The 18,224-nt window shown below is 64.8% G+C and carries 17 protein-coding genes; 11 read left to right on the top strand and 6 right to left on the bottom strand.

Annotated elements, in window-relative coordinates; all coding sequences use genetic code 11:
- Positions 1-46 precede the first annotated feature (46 nt).
- Positions 47-952: a DMT family transporter gene (locus BMI90_RS09890; protein ID WP_245794945.1), complete on the top strand. Its 906-nt coding sequence runs from the start codon at positions 47-49 to the stop codon at positions 950-952.
- Between the two features lie 116 nt (positions 953-1,068).
- Here BMI90_RS09890 and choV read toward each other — a convergent pair whose 3' ends face one another.
- Genes choV through BMI90_RS09870 form a run of 4 tightly spaced genes read right to left on the bottom strand, consistent with a single transcriptional unit; the run spans position 1,069 to position 4,548 of the window.
- Positions 1,069-2,121, bottom strand: coding sequence for a choline ABC transporter ATP-binding protein (choV, locus tag BMI90_RS09885; RefSeq protein ID WP_078528883.1), 1,053 nt, complete (start codon positions 2,119-2,121; stop codon positions 1,069-1,071).
- Positions 2,118-2,954, bottom strand: coding sequence for a choline ABC transporter permease subunit (choW, locus tag BMI90_RS09880; RefSeq protein WP_078528881.1), 837 nt, complete (start codon positions 2,952-2,954; stop codon positions 2,118-2,120). The genes choV and choW overlap by 4 nt, the downstream gene beginning before the upstream one ends.
- A complete protein-coding gene (locus BMI90_RS09875; RefSeq protein ID WP_078528880.1) occupies positions 2,954-3,607 on the bottom strand; it encodes a hypothetical protein in 654 nt (217 codons plus the stop codon). Before BMI90_RS09875 ends, choW begins: the two co-directional genes overlap by 1 nt.
- The gene (locus tag BMI90_RS09870; RefSeq protein WP_078528879.1) at positions 3,604-4,548 is read right to left on the bottom strand and encodes a choline ABC transporter substrate-binding protein; all 945 of its coding nucleotides are present in this window, start codon (positions 4,546-4,548) and stop codon (positions 3,604-3,606) included. Before BMI90_RS09870 ends, BMI90_RS09875 begins: the two co-directional genes overlap by 4 nt.
- Before the next feature lie 114 nt (positions 4,549-4,662).
- Here BMI90_RS09870 and betI point away from each other — a divergent pair, with 114 nt between their 5' ends.
- From betI to BMI90_RS09845, 5 genes are all read left to right on the top strand, one after another.
- Positions 4,663-5,244, top strand: a complete 582-nt coding sequence (gene betI / locus BMI90_RS09865) for a transcriptional regulator BetI (RefSeq protein WP_078528878.1) — start codon at positions 4,663-4,665, stop codon at positions 5,242-5,244.
- Complete coding sequence (betB, locus tag BMI90_RS09860; protein ID WP_078528877.1) at positions 5,241-6,692, top strand: betaine-aldehyde dehydrogenase; 1,452 nt, start codon at positions 5,241-5,243, stop codon at positions 6,690-6,692. The genes betI and betB overlap by 4 nt, the downstream gene beginning before the upstream one ends.
- Before the next feature lie 68 nt (positions 6,693-6,760).
- The gene (gene betA, locus BMI90_RS09855) at positions 6,761-8,413 is read left to right on the top strand and encodes a choline dehydrogenase (protein ID WP_078528875.1); all 1,653 of its coding nucleotides are present in this window, start codon (positions 6,761-6,763) and stop codon (positions 8,411-8,413) included.
- Positions 8,414-8,723: 310 nt separating this feature from the next.
- A complete protein-coding gene (locus tag BMI90_RS09850) occupies positions 8,724-9,332 on the top strand; it encodes a thermonuclease family protein (RefSeq protein ID WP_246831529.1) in 609 nt (202 codons plus the stop codon).
- A gap of 71 nt (positions 9,333-9,403) precedes the next feature.
- Positions 9,404-9,649, top strand: coding sequence for a YdcH family protein (locus BMI90_RS09845; RefSeq protein WP_078528866.1), 246 nt, complete (start codon positions 9,404-9,406; stop codon positions 9,647-9,649).
- 61 nt (positions 9,650-9,710) lie between these two features.
- On the opposite strand, the gene BMI90_RS09840 is transcribed toward BMI90_RS09845, so the two are convergent.
- A complete protein-coding gene (locus tag BMI90_RS09840; protein ID WP_078528864.1) occupies positions 9,711-11,105 on the bottom strand; it encodes a helix-turn-helix transcriptional regulator in 1,395 nt (464 codons plus the stop codon).
- A 63-nt stretch (positions 11,106-11,168) separates the two neighbouring features.
- Positions 11,169-12,365, bottom strand: a complete 1,197-nt coding sequence (locus BMI90_RS09835) for a multidrug effflux MFS transporter (RefSeq protein ID WP_078528862.1) — start codon at positions 12,363-12,365, stop codon at positions 11,169-11,171.
- A 189-nt stretch (positions 12,366-12,554) separates the two neighbouring features.
- On the opposite strand from BMI90_RS09835, the gene BMI90_RS09830 reads away from it, so the two are divergent.
- From BMI90_RS09830 to BMI90_RS09810, 5 genes are all read left to right on the top strand, one after another.
- Positions 12,555-14,087 carry an acyl-CoA carboxylase subunit beta gene (locus BMI90_RS09830; protein ID WP_078528861.1) on the top strand — a complete coding sequence of 511 codons (1,533 nt, stop codon included), beginning with the start codon at positions 12,555-12,557 and terminating at the stop codon, positions 14,085-14,087.
- An 8-nt stretch (positions 14,088-14,095) separates the two neighbouring features.
- Positions 14,096-14,605 (top strand): DUF6497 family protein, encoded by a 510-nt coding sequence (locus tag BMI90_RS09825; RefSeq protein ID WP_246831528.1) that lies wholly within the window; start codon positions 14,096-14,098, stop codon positions 14,603-14,605.
- A gap of 514 nt (positions 14,606-15,119) precedes the next feature.
- Positions 15,120-15,512: a hypothetical protein gene (locus BMI90_RS09820; RefSeq protein WP_078528860.1), complete on the top strand. Its 393-nt coding sequence runs from the start codon at positions 15,120-15,122 to the stop codon at positions 15,510-15,512.
- Between the two features lie 337 nt (positions 15,513-15,849).
- Positions 15,850-16,056 carry a hypothetical protein gene (locus tag BMI90_RS09815; protein WP_038072482.1) on the top strand — a complete coding sequence of 69 codons (207 nt, stop codon included), beginning with the start codon at positions 15,850-15,852 and terminating at the stop codon, positions 16,054-16,056.
- Positions 16,057-16,208: 152 nt separating this feature from the next.
- Complete coding sequence (locus tag BMI90_RS09810; protein ID WP_078528858.1) at positions 16,209-18,212, top strand: acetyl/propionyl/methylcrotonyl-CoA carboxylase subunit alpha; 2,004 nt, start codon at positions 16,209-16,211, stop codon at positions 18,210-18,212.
- The last annotated feature ends 12 nt before the right edge of the window (positions 18,213-18,224 follow it).

The following is an 18,224-nucleotide window of genomic DNA, read 5'->3' as shown; positions in this document are numbered from 1 at the left end:
AAGACGCCGCTTGCACAAACCCGCGACAGCGCGTCCAAGAGGGGCCATGAGCGCGCAAGAAAAACCCAACAAACCTCTGGTCGGCATTCTGTGGATGCTTGCCACCACGGCCTGTTTCGTGGCGGTGAACATCATCGTGCACTGGCTGGGCGATCAGGTGCCCGCCGCGCAATCGGCCTTCGTGCGCTTCCTTTGGGGGATCGTGTTTTTCGCGCCCGCGCTGATGCGCATCCTGCGCCAGAGCTTCCCCCGCGAGGTTTGGGCTCTGTTCGGGCTGCGCGGGTTGCTCCATGCAGTGGCGGTGGGGCTTTGGTTCTTCGCCATGAGCAATATCCCGATCGCCGATGTCACCGCGATCAACTATCTCAACCCGATCGTGGTCACTGTGGGCGGGGCGCTCTTGCTGGGCGAAGGGCTTGCGTGGCGGCGCATCACGGCCGTCATCGTGGCGCTGATCGGGGCGCTGATCATCCTGCGGCCCGGGATGCGCGAGATCGAGCCCGGCCATGTCGCCCAGCTCGGCGCGGCGCTGTTTTTCGGCGGCGCCTATCTCGCGGCGAAGAAGCTTACCGATTACGTGCCCGCGGGCACGGTGGTGGCGATGATGACGCTGGTGGTGACGGTGGCGCTTGCGCCGGTCGCGATCTGGCAATGGCAGCCGATCTCGCTGTCGGAAACCCTCTGGCTCGGTGCGGTGGCGGTCTTTGCGACGGGCGGGCATTACTGCATGACCCGCGCTTTCGCCGCCGCCCCGGTGACGGTGACGCAGCCGGTGATCTTTTTGCAGCTGGTCTGGGCCGCGATCGCGGGTTGGACGATTTTCGACGAGAAACCGGACCCCTACGTCATTCTCGGCGGCGCGATCATCATTGCGTCCGTGAGCTACATGACCTGGCGCGAGGCGCAGCTCAAGCGCCGCGTCACGCCGCCGGCCCCGGCCTCCAAGATCTGAGACGGGCGCTCTTCTGGCAAAGCGAGGATGCCTCCGGCGGGGATATTTGATCCAAGTCGAAGGGGGGCGCGTGCCTTGTCTTCGACTTGGTCAAAATATCCTCCGCGAAGCGTCCCTCAGTTCACGCTCGCGCTGCCCTGCGGGTCGATGAGTCGCGTGATCACGCCTTCGCGGGTCACGACGCGGCCATCGCTGAGCGGAACGGCCGCCTCGTGACGCAGCCGCTCCATCACCTCGCGCACCGGGGCGTCGGCGGGCATCGGCGCACCGGTGGCGGCGCCTATGGGCGTGCCGGGCGGGTCGGCGAGGTCTTCGGCGGTGAGCACGCCGAGCGGGTTCATATGGGCCACGAAATCGGCCACATAGCCGTTTGCGGGCTTGGCGATGATGTCGCGCGCGGTGCCGCATTGGACGATGCGGCCGCCCTCCATCAACGCGATCCGGTTGCCGATCTTGAAGGCCTCGTCGAGGTCGTGGCTGACGAAGATGATCGTGCGCTTGAGCTTGGCCTGCAGCTCCAGCAGCTCGTCTTGCAGCTTCGTGCGGATCAGCGGATCGAGGGCCGAGAAGGGCTCGTCCATCAAGAGGATCGGGGCGTCGGTGGCAAACGCCCGGGCGAGGCCCACGCGCTGCTGCATGCCGCCCGAAAGCTCGGCCACCTGCCGTTCGGCCCAGTCCGACAGGCCCACGAGTTCCAGTTGCGCATCGACCTTTTCGCGGCGTTCGGCCTTGCTCATGCCCGCGAGTTCGAGGCCGAGGCCCACGTTCTCGCGCACCGTGCGCCAGGGCAGCAGGCCGAATTGCTGGAAGACCATCGCGATCTTGGTCAGGCGCATCCGGCGCAGGGTGGCCGGGTCGGCATGGGTGACATCGACGAGGCCCTGCCCGTCATGCACCTCGACCTTGCCGCGGCAGACCGGGTTGAGGCCGTTGACCGCGCGCAGCAGCGTGGATTTGCCCGAGCCCGAGAGACCCATGAGCACGAGGATCTCGCCCTCGGGCACCTCGACCGAGCAGTCATGCACGCCGAGCACCTGGCCCGTGCGCTCCTGGATCTCGGGGCGCGACAGGCCCTGATCCATCAGCGGCAGGGCTTCTTGCGGCTCGTCGCCGAAGACGATGGAGACATTGTCGAAGCGGACGGCGGTTTTCTGGGCGGTCTGGGTCATTTCGAGCCTCCCCGGCGCAGAATGCGGTCGAGGATGATCGCGACGACGACGATGACGAAGCCGGATTCGAACCCGAGCGCGGTGTTGACGGTATTGAGGGCGCGCACGACCGGAACGCCGAGCCCATCGGCGCCCACCAGCGCGGCCACGACCACCATCGAGAGCGAGAGCATGATGGTCTGGTTCAGGCCGGCCATGATCTGCGGGGTGGCATAGGGCAGCTCGACCTTCCACAGCAGCTGGCTTTTGGTGGCCCCGAAGGATTGGGCGGCCTCGGTCAGCGTGTCCGGCGTCGAGGAGACGCCCAGATGGGTCAGGCGGATCGGCGCGGGCAGCACGAAGATCACCGTGGCGATCAGGCCGGGCACCATGCCGATGCCGAAGAAGACGATCGCGGGGATCAGGTAGACGAAGGCCGGCAGCGTCTGCATCAGGTCGAGGACCGGCTGCAGCACCGCATAGAGGCGCGGGCGGTGCGCGGCGGCGATCCCGATCGGCACGCCGAGCCCCATGCACACGACGCAGGCGGCAATGACGAGGGTGAGGCTTTCGGTGGTTTCCTCCCAATAGCCCTGATTGAGGATGAACAGGAAGCCGAGCACCACCAGAAGCGCGATCTTCCAGCTGCGTTGCAGCAGGTAGGCCAGCGCCGCGAAGGCTGCGATCACGATCAGCGCGGGCGGGGATTGCAGCACCCAGAGTGTCGCGTCGATCAGCGCCTGAAGGGCCACGGAGAGCGCGTCAAACAGGGGGGCGGCGTGGTCTTGCAGCCAGTCGATCACGAGTTTGGCCGTCTTGCCCACGGGGATCTTGGTGTCGGTCAACCAGTCCATCACTGTCCTTCTTGTTTTTGTTTCGGCGCGCGCGCCACGATCTCGTCAAAGGAGACCTGGCCGATGGGTTTGCCGGTCTCGGGGTCGATCTTGGTGGTGCGGATGACGAGGCCGAGTTCGGGCGCGTATTCCTTCAGGATATGCGAGGTGAGCTTGCCCATCTGGATGTCTTCGGAGACCTGCGTGACCGAATAGGTGCACGCGCCGATGGAGAGTTTGCCCTCGCCGATGACCTTGTAGCTGGCGTCTCCAGTGGCCTTCACCTCGTCGTCGATCACGAGGGCGACCGAACCGGTCCAGCCCTTGGCGCCGAGCAGTTTCTCGATGCCGGGCGTCTCGGCATAGCGCAGCTCGAAGCTCGCGCCGCCGCCTTCCTGCCGGGTTACGATCAGCGGGTTGGCATAGGTTTCGCGCTGCGGCGGGCGACTCAGGGCCGGGTCGTCTGCGCGGTAGGAGACGAGCGTGCCGTCCTCGTAGCGATAGGCGATCGCCATGTGCGGGGAGCTGCGCGTCATCTGCACACCATGGGCCATCAGATCGGCGCGGGTCGGGCAGGCGGGCTGGGCCGTGTCTTGCGCACGGGCCGCGAGCGGAACGAGAAACGCGCAGGCCAAAGAGGCCCACGCGCAGGTTTTCAGGGGCGTCACGCTCACGAGTCCAGCGCTTTTTCGACCGCTTCACGCGCGTCGCCGCCGTCTTTCGTGGTCACGCCTTCGAGCCAGGCTTCCCAAGTCGCGGGATGGGCCTTGAGCCATTCTTTCGCGGCGTCCATCGGATCCTCGCCATCGTCGAGGATCTTGCCCATGATCTCGTTTTCCATCTGCAGGGTGAAGGTCAGGTTAGACACCAGCTTGCCGGGGTTCGGGCAGTCGGCGACATAGCCCTTGCGCACGTTGGTCATGACCTCGGCGCCGCCGTAGTCCGGGCCGAAGAAATCATCGCCGCCCGACAGGTAGGTGATCTCGAAATTCGAGTTCATCGGGTGGGGTTCCCAGGCGAGGAAGATGATCGGCTCGTCCGACTTGTCGGCGCGCGCGACCTGCGCAAGCATGCCCTGTTCGGAGCTTTCCTTCAGATTGAAGTCCTTCAGGCCGAACGCGTCCTTTTCGATCATGTCGAGGATCAGCGCGTTGCCGTCATTGCCCGGCTCGATGCCGTAGATCTGGCCGTCAAGCTCGTCCTTGTGCTTGGCGATGTCCGCGAAGTCCTTGATGCCGAGCTTGGCGCCGGCGGGGTTGGTGGCGAGCGTGTATTTCGCGCCGGTGAGGTTCACGCCGAGCGTCTCGACGGTGCCGTCCTTGGTGTAGGGCTCGATATTGGCGGCCATCGAGGGCATCCAGTTGCCCAGGAACACATCCACATCGCCTTTCGACAGCGCCTCATAGGTCACCGGAACCGAGAGAACCTTGGTGTCGGTCTCGTAGCCGAGCGCTTCGAGGATCGTGGTCGCGACCGCAGTGGTCGAGGTGATGTCGGTCCAGCCGACATCCGAGAAAGTCACTTTCGAGCAATCGGCAGCCTGCGCCGGTGCGCTGGCCGCGAAGCCGAGCGAGAGCGCGGCCCCCAGTGCGAGGAGGGTGGAACGAAACTGCATATTTTTCTCCCTGTCACAGCGTCATTGAACCGCATCATGCGGTTGTTGATTGACGAGTCAATAAACATGTTCTAGCTCGACATTCAAGCAAGCCACCCGGAGGAGGCCGTTCAGATGCCCAAGCTTGGAGCAGAGCCTATACGCCGCGCTGCCCTGGTGAAAGCCACCATTGAGACAGTGGGGGCAGCCGGGTCGCTCGACGTGACGGTCGCGCAGATCGCGCGGCGCGCGGGCATGTCCTCGGCGTTGGCGCATCATTATTTCGGCTCGAAAGAGCAGATTTTCCTCGCCGCGATGCGCTCGATCCTGTCGATCTACGGCGCGGAGGTGCGGGGCGCTCTGTCCACGGCGCGCAATCCGCGCGACCGGGTTCGCGCAGTTGTGATGGGCTCTTTCGCCGTCGGGTCGTTCCGGCACGAAGCCATCGCGGCCTGGCTGAATTTCTACGTGCTGGCGCAGTCGAGCGCCGAGGCGCGGCGCCTGCTGCATGTCTATCAGCGCCGGATGCGCTCGAACCTGCTCTACGGGCTCCGCCCGCTGGTGGGCGAGCGCGCCGGGCCCGTGGCCGAAGGTTTGGGCGCGCTGATCGACGGGGTCTATATCCGCGCCGCTCTTGTCGAGGGCGAGCCCGACCGGCAGGCGGCCTGCGATCTGGTGCTGGCGCATCTGGAAAAGGAATTGGAGTGCAAGCCATGAGAGCACAACCGAAAGCGAGCCATTTCGTCAATGGCGACTGGCTGGAAGACACGGCGGGCGACGAACTGATCGTCACCTATCCCGGCACGGGCGAGGTGATCGCCAAGCTGCATGCGGCGACACCTGCGGTGATCGACGCGGCGATTGCAGGGGCGGTCGAGGCGCAGAAGGGATGGGCGGCGCTGCGCCCGGTCGAGCGCGCCCGCATCCTGATGCGGGCCGTCGCGATCATCCGCGAACGGGGCGAGGAACTGGCACTGCTCGAAACCCTCGATACCGGCAAGCCCATTCAGGAAACCCGCGCGGCCGACTGGCCCTCGGGGGCGGATGCGCTGGAATATTTCGCGGGGCTTGCGCCGACGCTGACCGGCGAGACGATCCCTCTGGGGGGCGATTTCGCCTATACGCTGCGCGAGCCGCTGGGCGTCTGCGCGGGGATCGGCGCGTGGAACTATCCCAGCCAGATCGCCTGCTGGAAATCGGCGCCGGCGCTGTCGACCGGCAATGCGATGGTGTTCAAACCCTCCGAAATGACGCCGCTGGGTGCGCTGGAGCTTGCCGCGATCTTCATCGAGGCGGGCATGCCTGCGGGCGTGTTCAACGTGGTGCAGGGGTTCGGGCCGGTGGGGGCGGCGCTCTCGACCGATCCGCGGATTGCAAAAGTGTCGCTGACGGGCTCGGTGCCGACGGGGGCGCGGGTCTATCAGGCGGCGGCCGCGGGAATGAAGCATGTGACGATGGAGCTGGGGGGCAAATCCCCGCTGATCGTCTTCGACGACGCCGATCTGGAAAGCGCGATCGGCGCGGCGATGCTGGGGAATTTCTATTCCTCGGGTCAGATCTGTTCGAACGGGACGCGGGTTTTCGTGCAGAAGGGCATCAAGGAGGCCTTCCTCGCGCGGCTGAAAGAGCGCACCGAGGCCATCGTCGCGGGCGATCCGCTGAAGGATGAGACGCAGTTCGGCCCGCTCATTTCGGCGGCGCAGTTCGACAAGGTGATGTCCTATATCGACAGCGCCAAGGATGAGGGCGCGCGGCTGATCTGCGGCGGGTCTGCGGGCAATGAGGGGCCCTTGTTCGTGCAGCCCACGGTGTTCGCGGATGTGACCGACGCGATGACCATCGCGCGCGAGGAGATCTTCGGGCCGGTGATGTCGGTGCTGGAGTTCGAGAGCGAAGAGGAAGTGATCGCGCGGGCCAATGACACGCAGTTCGGCCTCGCGGCGGGCGTGTTCACAGGCGATCTGGCGCGCGGGCACCGCGTTGTCGGTCAGCTTCAGGCGGGCACGACCTGGATCAACGCCTATAACCTCACCCCGGTCGAGATGCCCTTCGGCGCGGTGAAGCAATCGGGCTTCGGGCGCGAGAATTCCCGCGCGGCGGTCGAGCATTATACGCAGCTCAAGTCGGTCTATGTGGGCATGGGCCCGGTCGAGAGCCCTTACTGAATGTGACCTTGGAGAGGCTGGGGGCGCTGCCCCCAGACCCCCGGGATATTTTCGCCAAGAGGAAGAGCATGGCGCAGAGTGCAGAGTTTGTGATCGTGGGTGCGGGCTCGGGCGGCTCGGCGCTGGCCTATCGGCTCGCCGAGGCGGGGCGCGAGGTTCTGGTGATCGAGCATGGCGGCTCGGATGCGGGGCCGTTCATCCAGATGCCGGGCGCGCTGAGCTATCCGATGAACATGGGGATCTACGACTGGGGGTTTCAGTCGGAACCGGAGGAGCATCTGGGCGGCCGCCGTCTGGCGACGCCGCGCGGCAAGGTGCTGGGCGGCTCGTCGAGCATCAACGGCATGGTCTATGTGCGCGGCCATGCGCGCGATTTCGACCATTGGGAAGAGAGCGGCGCGCGGGGCTGGGGCTATGCGGATGTGCTGCCCTATTTCAAGCGGATGGAGCATTGGCATGGCGGGCAGAGCGAGTGGCGCGGGGAGTCCGGGCCGCTGCATGTGACGCGAGGCCCGCGGGCCAATCCGCTTTTCGATGCCTTCGTCGCGGCGGGCAAGGCGGCGGGCTATCCGGTGACCGAGGATTACAACGGCGCGCAGCAGGAAGGCTTCGGGCCGATGGAGGCCACGATCTGGAAGGGGCGGCGCTGGTCGGCGGCCAACGCCTATCTGCGGCCCGCACAAAAGACTGGAAAGCTGCGGATCGTGCGGGCGCTCGCGCGGCGCGTCGTGTTCGAAGGCAAGCGCGCGGTCGGCGTCGAGGTCGAGCGTAAGGGCCGGATCGAGGTGATCGCGGCGGAGCGCGAAGTGGTTCTGGCGGCCAGCTCGATCAATACGCCGAAGCTCCTGATGCTCTCGGGCGTGGGCCCGGCCGGGCATCTGCGCGAAATGGGGGTCGAGGTGCTGGCGGATCGCTCCGGTGTGGGCGCGAACCTTCAAGATCATCTCGAGATCTACATGCAATTCGCCGCGAAAGAACCGGTGACGCTGTTCAAGTACTGGAACCTTGCGGGTAAGGCCTGGGTGGGCGCGCAATGGCTGTTGTCGAAGGGCGGGGTCGGAGCGTCGAACCAGTTCGAAAGCTGCGCCTTCATCCGATCGGAGGCCGGGATCGATTATCCGGACATCCAGTATCACTTCCTGCCGATCGCGGTGCGCTATGACGGCAAGGCGGTGGCCGAGGGGCACGGGTTCCAGGCGCATGTGGGGCCGATGCGGTCGAAGTCGCGCGGGACGGTGCGGCTGCGCTCGGGCGATCCCGCCGACACCCCGGTGATCAAATTCAACTACATGAGCCATCCCGACGACTGGGCCGAGTTCCGCAAATGCGTGCGGCTGACGCGGGAGATCTTTGCGCAAGCCCCGATGGCGGCGCATGTGAAGCACGAGATCCAGCCGGGCGCGGGCGTGGAGAGCGACGCGCAGATCGACGCCTTCATCCGCGAGCATGCCGAGAGCGCCTACCATCCCTGCGGCACGGCGCGTATGGGGGCGGCGGATGATCCGGGCGCGGTGGTCGATCCGGAAGGCCGGGTGATCGGGGTCGAAGGGCTGCGGGTGGCCGACAGTTCGGTCTTTCCGCGTATCACCAATGGCAATCTCAATGCGCCTTCGATCATGGTCGGCGAGAAGATGGCCGATCACCTGCTGGGCAAGGCGCCGCTGGCGCGGGAGAATCTCGAGCCCTGGATGGCGCCGAACTGGCAGGTGGCGCAGCGGTAAGCGCTTCGCGCTTTGGATCGAGCGAAGAGGGCGGCGCGCGACCTGGGGTGGGCGCCGGTGCCTCGCTGGTGGTCTGCGATTTACCGTATCATGTTCGTTTGACGATGACGCGCGCGGCATTGGTGCAGTGGCGCCCTCCCGCGAGGAGGCCCGGCGCTGCCTTGGGTTCGTCGCATCGGGTGGGTTAGAGTTTCGTGACCGTCGGGCGCAGCCCTTTGGCCGCTAACCTTGCCCCACAAAATCTCTTGCCCGTTCCGGCTCTGTGCCCCATATCTGGGGCATGTTAAGAATTTGTTCACTTCTTGTTCTGATGGCGCTGCCCGCAGCGGCCTCGACCGTCACCGGCGTTCCGCGCATTGTCGATGGGGATACGCTGGTGGTCCAGAACACGCGGGTTAGGCTGTTCGGGATCGATGCGCCCGAGGCGAAGCAGCGCTGCGAGACGGCGACCGGCGCGGCCTGGGCTTGCGGCATGGCGGCGACGGCCACATTGCGCGCGCTGGTCGGGCAGGGGGTGCGCTGCTCGGGAAGCGAAGAGGATCGCTACGGGCGCCTCATCGCGGTCTGCCGAGCGGGCGGGCGCGATGTGAATGCGGAGATGGTCGCGCGCGGGGCGGCCTTCGCCTATCGGAAATATTCGCGCGATTACGTGGTTCAGGAGGAGCGTGCGCGGCGCGCGGGCCTCGGGATCTGGCAGGGCGCGGCGGAGCGGCCCGCGCAGGTCCGGGCCGAATCGAACGGGCAGGCGGCGCCGGGAACATGCACGATCAAGGGCAACATTTCGGGCCGGGGGAAGCTCTTTCATCTGCCCGGAATGCGCTCTTATGCGGCCACACGGATCAGCACGCGCAAGGGCGAGCGCTGGTTTTGTACCGAAGCGGAGGCAAAAGCGGCCGGATGGCGGCGTGCGGGGGGCTGATTTGACCCGTATCAATGCGATCTGCTCCGGCGCGGGGTAAGTTACCCTCGACAGCAAAGAAAGGGAGCAAGATGGCCAACACGCCGCACACGCTGCAAGAAGAATTCCCCACGCAACTGGAGCAGATTCACGAGCTGAAAATCGCGAATGCCCATTTTGCAAAACTGCTTGATGAGTATGACGCGCTCAATACCCGCGTTCATCGGGCAGAGACCAATGTCGAACCGATGGAGGCGCTTGCCGAGACCGAGCTGCGCAAGCAGCGGGCTGCGATCAAGGATGAGATCGCGCGGATGTTGAGTGCCGCCCCCGCCTGAGTGACGTGCGAGTGAGGGACACGAGTGGAGCGCCCCGGGGCTGAGGTCCCGGGGCGTTTTCTCATGCGATATCGTAGGGCAGCAGCCCGCGATGGTCTGGATCGACCCGCAAGCGGCGTTCGAGCGGCGGAACGGAGCGCTGATGGCAGTCCTTGCGCTCGCAGATCCGGCAGGAAATACCGATCGGCTGGTAGGCCTTCGGGTTTCCAAGCTCCATGTCATCGGCATAGACGAGCCCTTTCGCGTGGCTCACCTCGCAGCCCAGACAGATTGCATACCGCCGCACGGGCGCGGTGAAGCTGCCGCCCGATTTCGACACGTCCCGAGCGAGGCAGAGATAGCGCACGCCATCGGGGGTCTCGGCCAGTTGGCGGAGGAATTTCGTTGGTGTCTCAAAGGCCTGATGGACATTCCAGAGCGGGCAGGCGCCGCCGAACCGGGCGAATTGCAAGCGCGTCGCGGAGTGGCGCTTGGTGATCGTGCCGGCCTGATCGACGCGCACGAAGAAGAAGGGAATGCCCTTCGCGCCCGGGCGTTGGAGGGTCGAGAGCCGGTGGGCGACCTGCTCGGTCGAGGCGGTGAAGATGTCGCAAAGCCGTTCGAGATCGTGACGGGTATCCTGCGCGGCCTCGAGGAAGGGGCGGTAGGGCAGGAGCGCCGCGCCCGCGAAATAATTGGCGAGCCCGATCTTGGCGATGGCGCGTGCGGTATCGGACTGGAAGCGTGCGAGGTCGAGCGTGGCCTCCAGCAAGTCGTTTTGCGTCAGGAGCGCGACTTGATGGAGAAGCTGGAAGGCCTGTGTCGGGCGGCCCGCATGGGCGTTAATCAAGAGCCGGTTGCCCTCGCGTTCGCGCAGCTGGGAAATGTCGGAAAACTGAACGTCGATGCCCCGTTTCGCGAGGGTGTCGATTGCATGAGGAATCGGGTCCAACCGTTTTCCATCGCGACAGGAATAGTGCTCGGCGGCGCGATCCACCGCGTCTATGTAATTGTCGCAATAGTGAAAGAAGTCGCGCACCTCTTCCCAAGGCGAAACCACCGTTTGCGCGCCTTCGCGGCCCAAGGCTTCGTCAAGCGAGGCAAGGCGCTCATGGGTCTGGCGATAGGCGCGGTGCAATTCAAGGAAAGAGCGCGCGAGGGCCGGCGCGTTCGAGGCGGCAAGGCGGAGATCGGCGAGCGGCGGCGCGCCATCTGAAAAGATCGGATCGGCCAGCGCCTCGCGCATGTCCGAGACCAGGCGTTCCGCATCGCCCGCCGAGAGTTCTGTCACGTCGAGGCCGAACTCTCCCGCCAGTGCCAGAACCACCTGAGCCGAAACGGGCCGGTGATTGTTCTCCATCTGGTTGAGATAGGGCAGGGAGACCCCCAGACGCTCGGCGAAGGCTTTCTGTGTGAGCCCGATTCGCGTGCGGGTCTCGCGCAGCTTCACCCCGGCATAGAGTTTCTGTGTCGCCATGTGTACCGCCTTCCCTTTGCAAAGGCATTGATAGCTTTGCAAAGATTTCCGGTCAATCCGGCGTCACAGCCCGAGCCTGGCCTGACGGGCGCGGACCCCGAGGATGGCCGCCACCGAGGCGGCTGAGGAGGCGAGCATCACGAGGATCAGCGGCAGCGCACCGGACCCGGGATGGAGGAGCGCACCGGACAGGGCCGAAAGCGCAGCACCTCCTCCGATCATCAGGGTGGCGCCCAGCCCCGAGGCGGTTCCTGCGAGTTCCGGGCGCACGGACATCAATCCGGCGGTGGCCGAGGGAAGCGAAAGCCCGTTGCCGAGGCCGGTGACGCCGACCGCGCCGAAGAAGATCAAAGGGTGCGAGGCTCCTGTCAGTTCGGCCAGAAGCGCCGCGACCAATGCCGAGGTCGAGACCGACGTTCCGATCAAAACCATCCGGTCCATCCCCAGATGCGCCGCGAAGCGCCCGGAGAGGAAGTTGCCCAGCCCATAGCCCACCGCGGGCAGCGCGAAATAGAGCCCGACCTGCGCCGAACTCAGGCCGAAGACCCGCGTGCCGACGAAGGGCGCGCCGCCCAGATAGGCGAAGAACAGCCCCGAGGCGAAGGCCGCCGAGAGGCAATAACCCCAGAAGCGTTGCGAGCGCAGCAGGGTCGGATAGGCACGCAGCTGGTCGGCGAAGCCCAGTCCGCTGCCGGTTGCGGTCTCGCCCATATCGGCCCAGACCAGCGCGAGCACCGCCAGCCCGCAGACCAGCAGCATCAGGAAATTCGCCTGCCAGCCGAACCATTGATCGAAAATCCCGCCGATTACCGGGCCGATCATCGGCACCAGCGACATGCCCATCGTGACATAGCCGATCATCGAGGCGGCCTGCGGCCCCGGCACCATGTCCCGCACGGCGGCGCGCGACAGGACGAAGGCAGTCGTCACGCAGGCCTGAAGCAATCGGAAGGCAAGGAATACATGTGCGTTCGGCGCCAGAAGCGTCCCGATGGTCGCGGCCACGAACAGCGCCAGCATCGAGATCAGGACCGGGCGGCGACCGAACCGGTCCGAGACCGGGCCGATCACGAACTGGAAACCTGCCGAAACCGCGAGGTAGGCGGAGACCGACAGTTGCATCAGCGCGTAATCGACGCCGAAATGACGTGCCATGCCGGGCAGGGAGGGCAGGAAGATATTGAGCGACAACGCCGCCATCCCCGAGACGAGCACGAGGGTCGACAGATGCGGAGGAGAGCGGCGGTCGAGATAGGCCATGGAAAATCGCTAGGGCCGCGCGTAGGACCTGTCCATCGCGGAAATTGTGTCTGGCACAAAGAGGGGCCATATTCGCAGTTATGCAATTCGCGATCGTGCTTCTGCCAATAATTTGCAAATTTTCTCGAATCCCCTTTGTAAGATTGTTGCGTCTGGCATAGGGTGCCCGAAAATATTCGGAGGACCCTCATGAGAGACATCCTGAACGAGCTGGAGCACCGTCGCGCCGAAGCCCGCCTTGGTGGCGGCGAGAAACGCATCGAAGCGCAGCATAAGAAGGGCAAGCTGACCGCGCGCGAGCGCATCGAGTTGCTGTTGGACGAGGGCTCTTTCGAAGAGTTCGACATGTTCAAGACCCATCGCTGCACCGATTTCGGGATGGAAGAGAGCAAGCCCTATGGCGACGGCGTCGTCACCGGCTGGGGAACCGTGAACGGCCGTATGGTCTACGTGTTCTCGCAGGACTTCACCGTGTTCGGCGGTTCGCTGTCGGAAACCCATGCCGAGAAGATCTGCAAGATCATGGATATGGCGGTGCAGAACGGCGCGCCGGTGATCGGGATCAACGATTCGGGCGGAGCGCGCATTCAGGAAGGCGTGGCGTCGCTCGCGGGTTATGCCGACGTGTTCCAGCGCAACATCATGGCCTCGGGCGTGGTGCCGCAGATCTCGCTGATCATGGGCCCCTGTGCGGGCGGCGCGGTCTACTCGCCCGCGATGACCGACTTCATCTTCATGGTGAAGGATTCGTCCTACATGTTCGTGACCGGCCCCGACGTGGTGAAGACGGTGACCAACGAGGTCGTCACCGCCGAGGAGCTGGGTGGCGCCTCCACCCATACCAAGAAAAGCTCGGTCGCCGACGGCGCCTATGAAAACGATGTCGAGGCGCTGTTCGAAACCCGTCGCCTGATCGACTTCCTGCCGCTGTCGAACCGTGAAAAGGCGCCGGTGCGTCCGTTCTTCGACGAGGTGGACCGGATCGAGGCGTCGCTCGACACGCTGATCCCGTCGAACCCGAACACGCCCTACGATATGAAGGAACTCATCCTGAAGATCGCCGACGAGGGTGATTTCTTCGAGATCCAGAAGGATTACGCGGGCAATATCATCACCGGCTTCATCCGTCTCGAAGGTCAGACCGTGGGTGTCGTGGCGAACCAGCCGATGGTGCTGGCGGGCTGTCTGGACATCGATTCGAGCCGCAAGGCCGCACGCTTCGTGCGCTTCTGCGACGCGTTCGAAATTCCGATCCTGACGCTCGTGGACGTGCCGGGCTTCCTGCCGGGCACCAGCCAGGAATATAACGGCGTCATCAAGCACGGCGCGAAACTGCTGTTCGCCTATGGCGAGGCCACGGTGCCGAAGGTGACCGTGATCACCCGCAAGGCCTATGGCGGCGCTTACGACGTTATGTCCTCCAAGCACCTGCGGGGCGATTTCAACTACGCCTGGCCCACTGCCGAGATCGCGGTGATGGGCGCGAAAGGTGCGGTCGAGATCCTCTACCGGTCTGAACTGGGCGATGCCGAGAAGATCGCGGCGCGGACGCAGAACTACGAGGACCGTTTCGCGAACCCGTTCGTGGCGGCCGAGAAGGGCTTCATCGACGAGGTGATCCAGCCGCGCTCGACGCGCCGCCGGGTGGCACGTGCCTTCGCCTCGCTGCGTTCGAAGAAGCTCACCAACCCGTGGAAGAAGCACGACAACATCCCGCTCTGAGGAGGCGAATGGAGGCGAGGCGCGCGACTTTGAACGGCATTGCCGGTCTTCTGGCCGGGCTGATTCTGGCGTGCCCCGCCATGGCGCAGGAGCTGCGCGAGGTCTCTCCGGTTCCCGATTACGGGCTGTTGATGCACCCGGACGATCTGGGACCCGGCGACGGGCCCGACGGCACGCAGGGCAAGGCGATCCCGGTGCCTTCGGGGCAGAAGGTCTGGTGGGTCGACGTGATCCACACGGCTGCCGGGACGAATGGTCTGACCTATCGGTTCCGCTTTCTCGCGCCGCAGATCGGAGGGCCGAGCCCGCTCGCGCCCGAGATCGCGCTGGGGGATATCGAGGCGCTGTGCAACGGATGGGTCGCGCCGCGACTGGCCAGCCCCGCGCCCGAGCCCGAACAGGTGATCGTGAGCCTCTCGGACAGGGTGGTCGCGTTCGGAGAAGCCGCTCCCGAGGCGGTGCAATATTTCGACAGTTTCTCGGTCGAGGACGGGAAATGCGTATGGGAGTTCTACTGATGGCGCAAAGCCGGACAGATCACGCAGCGGGCGCAGACGCGTCGGCCGTGGCGTCGCGCGCCATCGGGAGGGCCGGGTCGCTCACGATGAAATCGCGCTTCCGTGATTTCGCTTTGCGGGCTAACCTGTCGTTCGGGAACGGGAATCCTCCCTTCCCGGAACTTGAGGGCGCACAGGTGGCCGGTTTTGGTCCCATGGCGTCCACGGACAGGAGAACGACATGTCGAAAGCTCTCATCGCGCTGGCTCTCGTTGCCTTCGTCGCAGCTTGTGCGCCCAAGCCCGAGCCCGCGGCCCCGGTTACCGCTGAGCCGGTCTACACCGGCAAGTACAAGTAATCCCAGCACGGGGCGAGGACGCCTGTACCTCGCCCCGGCTGACCCGATCCATGCCCGGGCAACGCGCCGTGGGCGGATCAAATCTCATGAAAATTCATTGGCTTATGCGTTGACGCGCGATGCGTGCTGCATCGTCGCTCGCTGCGGTTTGCGCAGGGCCGCAGGGGAGGGTGCATCGTGCTGAAGCATCGCGGGTTCCCGGGGCGTCTGCCCTCGACCGATTTCCAGTTCACCATTCGCCGCGCCAACAAGAAGGGCGCGACGAAGATCATCCGCCGTGAGCGTTACGCCGACCGGGCGAGCGCGGATCGCAAGGCCGATGCGGGCTTCATGGCCGCGCTGTGGACCCATTTCGGCGAAGAGCCTTTCGAGCGCGGCAATCTCGACGCGGGCCGGATCAGCTGGCTGTTCGGCCGAGAGGTCGTCCCGGCCGAAGACCCGTTCGATCCCGAAAGCTACGAGGCGCTGCTGCGCATCGACGTGAAGCGGGCGGAAGCCTCTTTCCCGGAAGTTTTCGCCGATCCGGGCGCATTCGAGTTCGATGAAGACGAGGATGAGGGCTGGGCATGAATCCGCTCGTGGAAAACGCGCATTGGCAGCAAAGCGCCGACCCTCAGGGTTGTGGCGATTTCGCCTTTGCAATCCGCGAGCCGAGCGCCCAAGTTCAAGGGGCGGGCCACATTGTCCCCTTTATTCGTGGACCGCGTAAAATCCCTACCCCTTCCCTTTATCTGCGGCCTGATCTGATGGTCGGGCCGCAGACTTTTTCCTCTGTTCGGTCGGGGAATGAGCGGTGTGCTGCCGATGCGCGCGATGCGACGCTTTCGCGCGTCACTTTTGCGTTGGCTTTTCACGCGATCGCGATAAAAATCGGCGCAACGATAATCGCTCACGGAGGCAGTCTCTCATGCGCAAAACCCCGATCCTTCTTCTCGTTGCCGGTCTCGCTCTCGCGGGCTGCATGCAAACCGATGGCCAGCGCGCCCTCGCCGGTGCGGCCGGCGGCGCGGTCATCGCGGATGCGACCGACAACAACATCGTCGCCGGTGCGGCCCTCGGCGCGCTCGCGGGCACCTATTGCGACGACGCCGGCGTCTGCTCGCCGAGCTACTGAGTTCGACCGCGCGGCTCTGACCGCGTCGATCACGAATGCGACCGTCATCGGGGCTGACTGCCCCGGTGGCGGTTTTTCTTTTGTCTCTCATCAAGAACACGACAAGCGGGGCGGGGGGATGCCCCTCCCGCGCCGGAAGGGAAGGACCTGACATGTTCAAGAAAATCCTGATCGCCAACCGTGGCGAGATCGCCTGCCGCGTCATCAAGTCGGCGCAGAAGATGGGCATCAAGACGGTCGCCGTCTATTCCGATGCCGATGCGCAGGCGCTGCATGTCCAGATGGCCGACGAGGCCGTCCATATCGGTCCGCCCCCCGCGAACCAGTCTTATATCGTGATCGACAAGATCATGGACGCGATCCGTCAGACCGGCGCCGAAGCGGTGCACCCGGGCTACGGCTTCCTGTCGGAAAACATGAAATTCGCCGAAGCGCTCGAGAAAGAGGGCGTTGCCTTCATCGGGCCGCCCTCGGGCGCGATCGAGGCGATGGGCGACAAGATCACCTCGAAGAAGCTCGCGCAGGAAGCGGGCGTCTCGACCGTTCCCGGTTACATGGGGCTGATCGAGGATGCGGACGAGGCGGTGAAGATCTCGGATCAGATCGGCTACCCGGTGATGATCAAGGCCTCCGCCGGTGGTGGCGGCAAGGGGATGCGGATCGCGTGGAACGCCGAGGAAGCGCGCGAGGGCTTCCAGTCCTCGAAGAACGAAGCCGCGAACAGCTTCGGTGACGACCGTATCTTCATCGAGAAATTCGTCACGCAACCGCGCCATATCGAGATCCAGGTGCTGGCTGACAAGCACGGCAACTGCGTCTACCTGAACGAGCGTGAATGCTCGATCCAGCGCCGCAACCAGAAGGTCATCGAAGAGGCGCCCTCGCCCTTCCTCGACCCCGAGACCCGCAAGGCGATGGGCGAGCAGGCCGTGGCGCTGGCCAAGGCTGTGGATTACACCAGCGCGGGCACCGTGGAATTCATCGTCGATGGCGAGAAGAACTTCTACTTCCTCGAGATGAACACCCGTCTTCAGGTGGAACACCCCGTTACCGAGCTGATCACCGGCATCGACCTTGTCGAGCAGATGATCCGCGTGGCCGATGGCGAGAAGCTGCCCTTCGAGCAGAAGGATATCGGCATCCACGGCTGGGCGATCGAGAGCCGTCTCTACGCCGAGGACCCTTACCGCAACTTCCTGCCCTCGATCGGTCGTCTGACCCGCTACCGCCCGCCGGTGGAAGGCCAGTCGTCCACGGGTGGCATCGTGCGCAACGATACCGGCGTCTATGAGGGCGGCGAGATCTCGATGTTCTACGACCCGATGATCGCCAAGCTCTGCACCTGGGCTCCGACCCGCGAAGAGGCGATCGAGGAGATGCGTCTCGCGCTCGATACGTTCGAGGTGGAGGGGATCGGTCACAACCTGCCGTTCTGCGCCGCGGTGATGGATCACGACCGCTTCGTGACCGGCAATATCACCACCGCCTTCATCGCCGAGGAATATCCCGAGGGCTTCGAGGGCGTGACGCTGTCGCAGCACATGCTGCGCCGTGTCGCCGCCGCCACCGCCGCGATGGAGCGTGTGGCCGAGATCCGCCGCACGAAGATTTCCGGAACGCTGGGCAATCACGAGCGCATGGTGGGCAAGAACTGGGTCGTTTCGCTTCAGGGCGAGAGCTTCCCGCTCACCGTCAATGCCGACAAGCAGGGCTCTACCGTCATCTTCGAGGATGGTGACGAGATGCGCGTCGAGAGCGACTGGACCCCGGGCCAACCGCTGGCGAAACTGAGCGTCGATGGCGCGCCGCTGGTGCTCAAGGTCGGCAAGGTGCCGATGGGCTTCCGCATCCGCGTGCGCGGTGCCGATCTCAAGGTCCATGTCCGCACCCCGCGCCAGCACGAGCTTGCGCAGCTGATGCCGGTGAAACTGCCGCCGGATACGTCGAAATTCCTGCTCTGCCCGATGCCGGGTCTGGTGGTGAAGATCAACGTGGCCGAGGGCGACGAGGTGCAGGAAGGTCAGGCGTTGGCCACCGTCGAGGCGATGAAGATGGAAAACATCCTGCGCGCCGAGAAGAAGGGCATCGTGAAGAAGGTCAATGCCGAGGCGGGCGCGAGCCTTGCCGTGGACGACATCATCATGGAGTTCGAATAAGTGGCGATCGCG

The sequence above is a fragment of the Thioclava sp. L04-15 genome, from assembly GCF_002020275.1.
Classification (GTDB): Bacteria; Pseudomonadota; Alphaproteobacteria; order Rhodobacterales; family Rhodobacteraceae; genus Thioclava; species Thioclava marina.
The sequence above is the reverse complement of the archived record's forward strand: the minus strand, read 5'-3'. Positions and strand labels throughout refer to the sequence as shown.

Bases quoted from the DNA above. Each gene is read 5' to 3' on its own strand.
- BMI90_RS09890 (WP_245794945.1), top strand. From the start codon at position 47: ATGAGCGCGCAAGAAAAACCCAACAAACCTCTGGTCGGCATTCTGTGG.
- choV (WP_078528883.1), bottom strand. From the start codon at position 2,121: ATGACCCAGACCGCCCAGAAAACCGCCGTCCGCTTCGACAATGTCTCC.
- choW (WP_078528881.1), bottom strand. From the start codon at position 2,954: ATGGACTGGTTGACCGACACCAAGATCCCCGTGGGCAAGACGGCCAAA.
- BMI90_RS09870 (WP_078528879.1), bottom strand. From the start codon at position 4,548: ATGCAGTTTCGTTCCACCCTCCTCGCACTGGGGGCCGCGCTCTCGCTC.
- betI (WP_078528878.1), top strand. From the start codon at position 4,663: ATGCCCAAGCTTGGAGCAGAGCCTATACGCCGCGCTGCCCTGGTGAAA.
- betB (WP_078528877.1), top strand. From the start codon at position 5,241: ATGAGAGCACAACCGAAAGCGAGCCATTTCGTCAATGGCGACTGGCTG.
- betA (WP_078528875.1), top strand. From the start codon at position 6,761: ATGGCGCAGAGTGCAGAGTTTGTGATCGTGGGTGCGGGCTCGGGCGGC.
- BMI90_RS09850 (WP_246831529.1), top strand. From the start codon at position 8,724: ATGGCGCTGCCCGCAGCGGCCTCGACCGTCACCGGCGTTCCGCGCATT.
- BMI90_RS09845 (WP_078528866.1), top strand. From the start codon at position 9,404: ATGGCCAACACGCCGCACACGCTGCAAGAAGAATTCCCCACGCAACTG.
- BMI90_RS09840 (WP_078528864.1), bottom strand. From the start codon at position 11,105: ATGGCGACACAGAAACTCTATGCCGGGGTGAAGCTGCGCGAGACCCGC.
- BMI90_RS09835 (WP_078528862.1), bottom strand. From the start codon at position 12,365: ATGGCCTATCTCGACCGCCGCTCTCCTCCGCATCTGTCGACCCTCGTG.
- BMI90_RS09830 (WP_078528861.1), top strand. From the start codon at position 12,555: ATGAGAGACATCCTGAACGAGCTGGAGCACCGTCGCGCCGAAGCCCGC.
- BMI90_RS09825 (WP_246831528.1), top strand. From the start codon at position 14,096: ATGGAGGCGAGGCGCGCGACTTTGAACGGCATTGCCGGTCTTCTGGCC.
- BMI90_RS09815 (WP_038072482.1), top strand. From the start codon at position 15,850: ATGCGCAAAACCCCGATCCTTCTTCTCGTTGCCGGTCTCGCTCTCGCG.
- BMI90_RS09810 (WP_078528858.1), top strand. From the start codon at position 16,209: ATGTTCAAGAAAATCCTGATCGCCAACCGTGGCGAGATCGCCTGCCGC.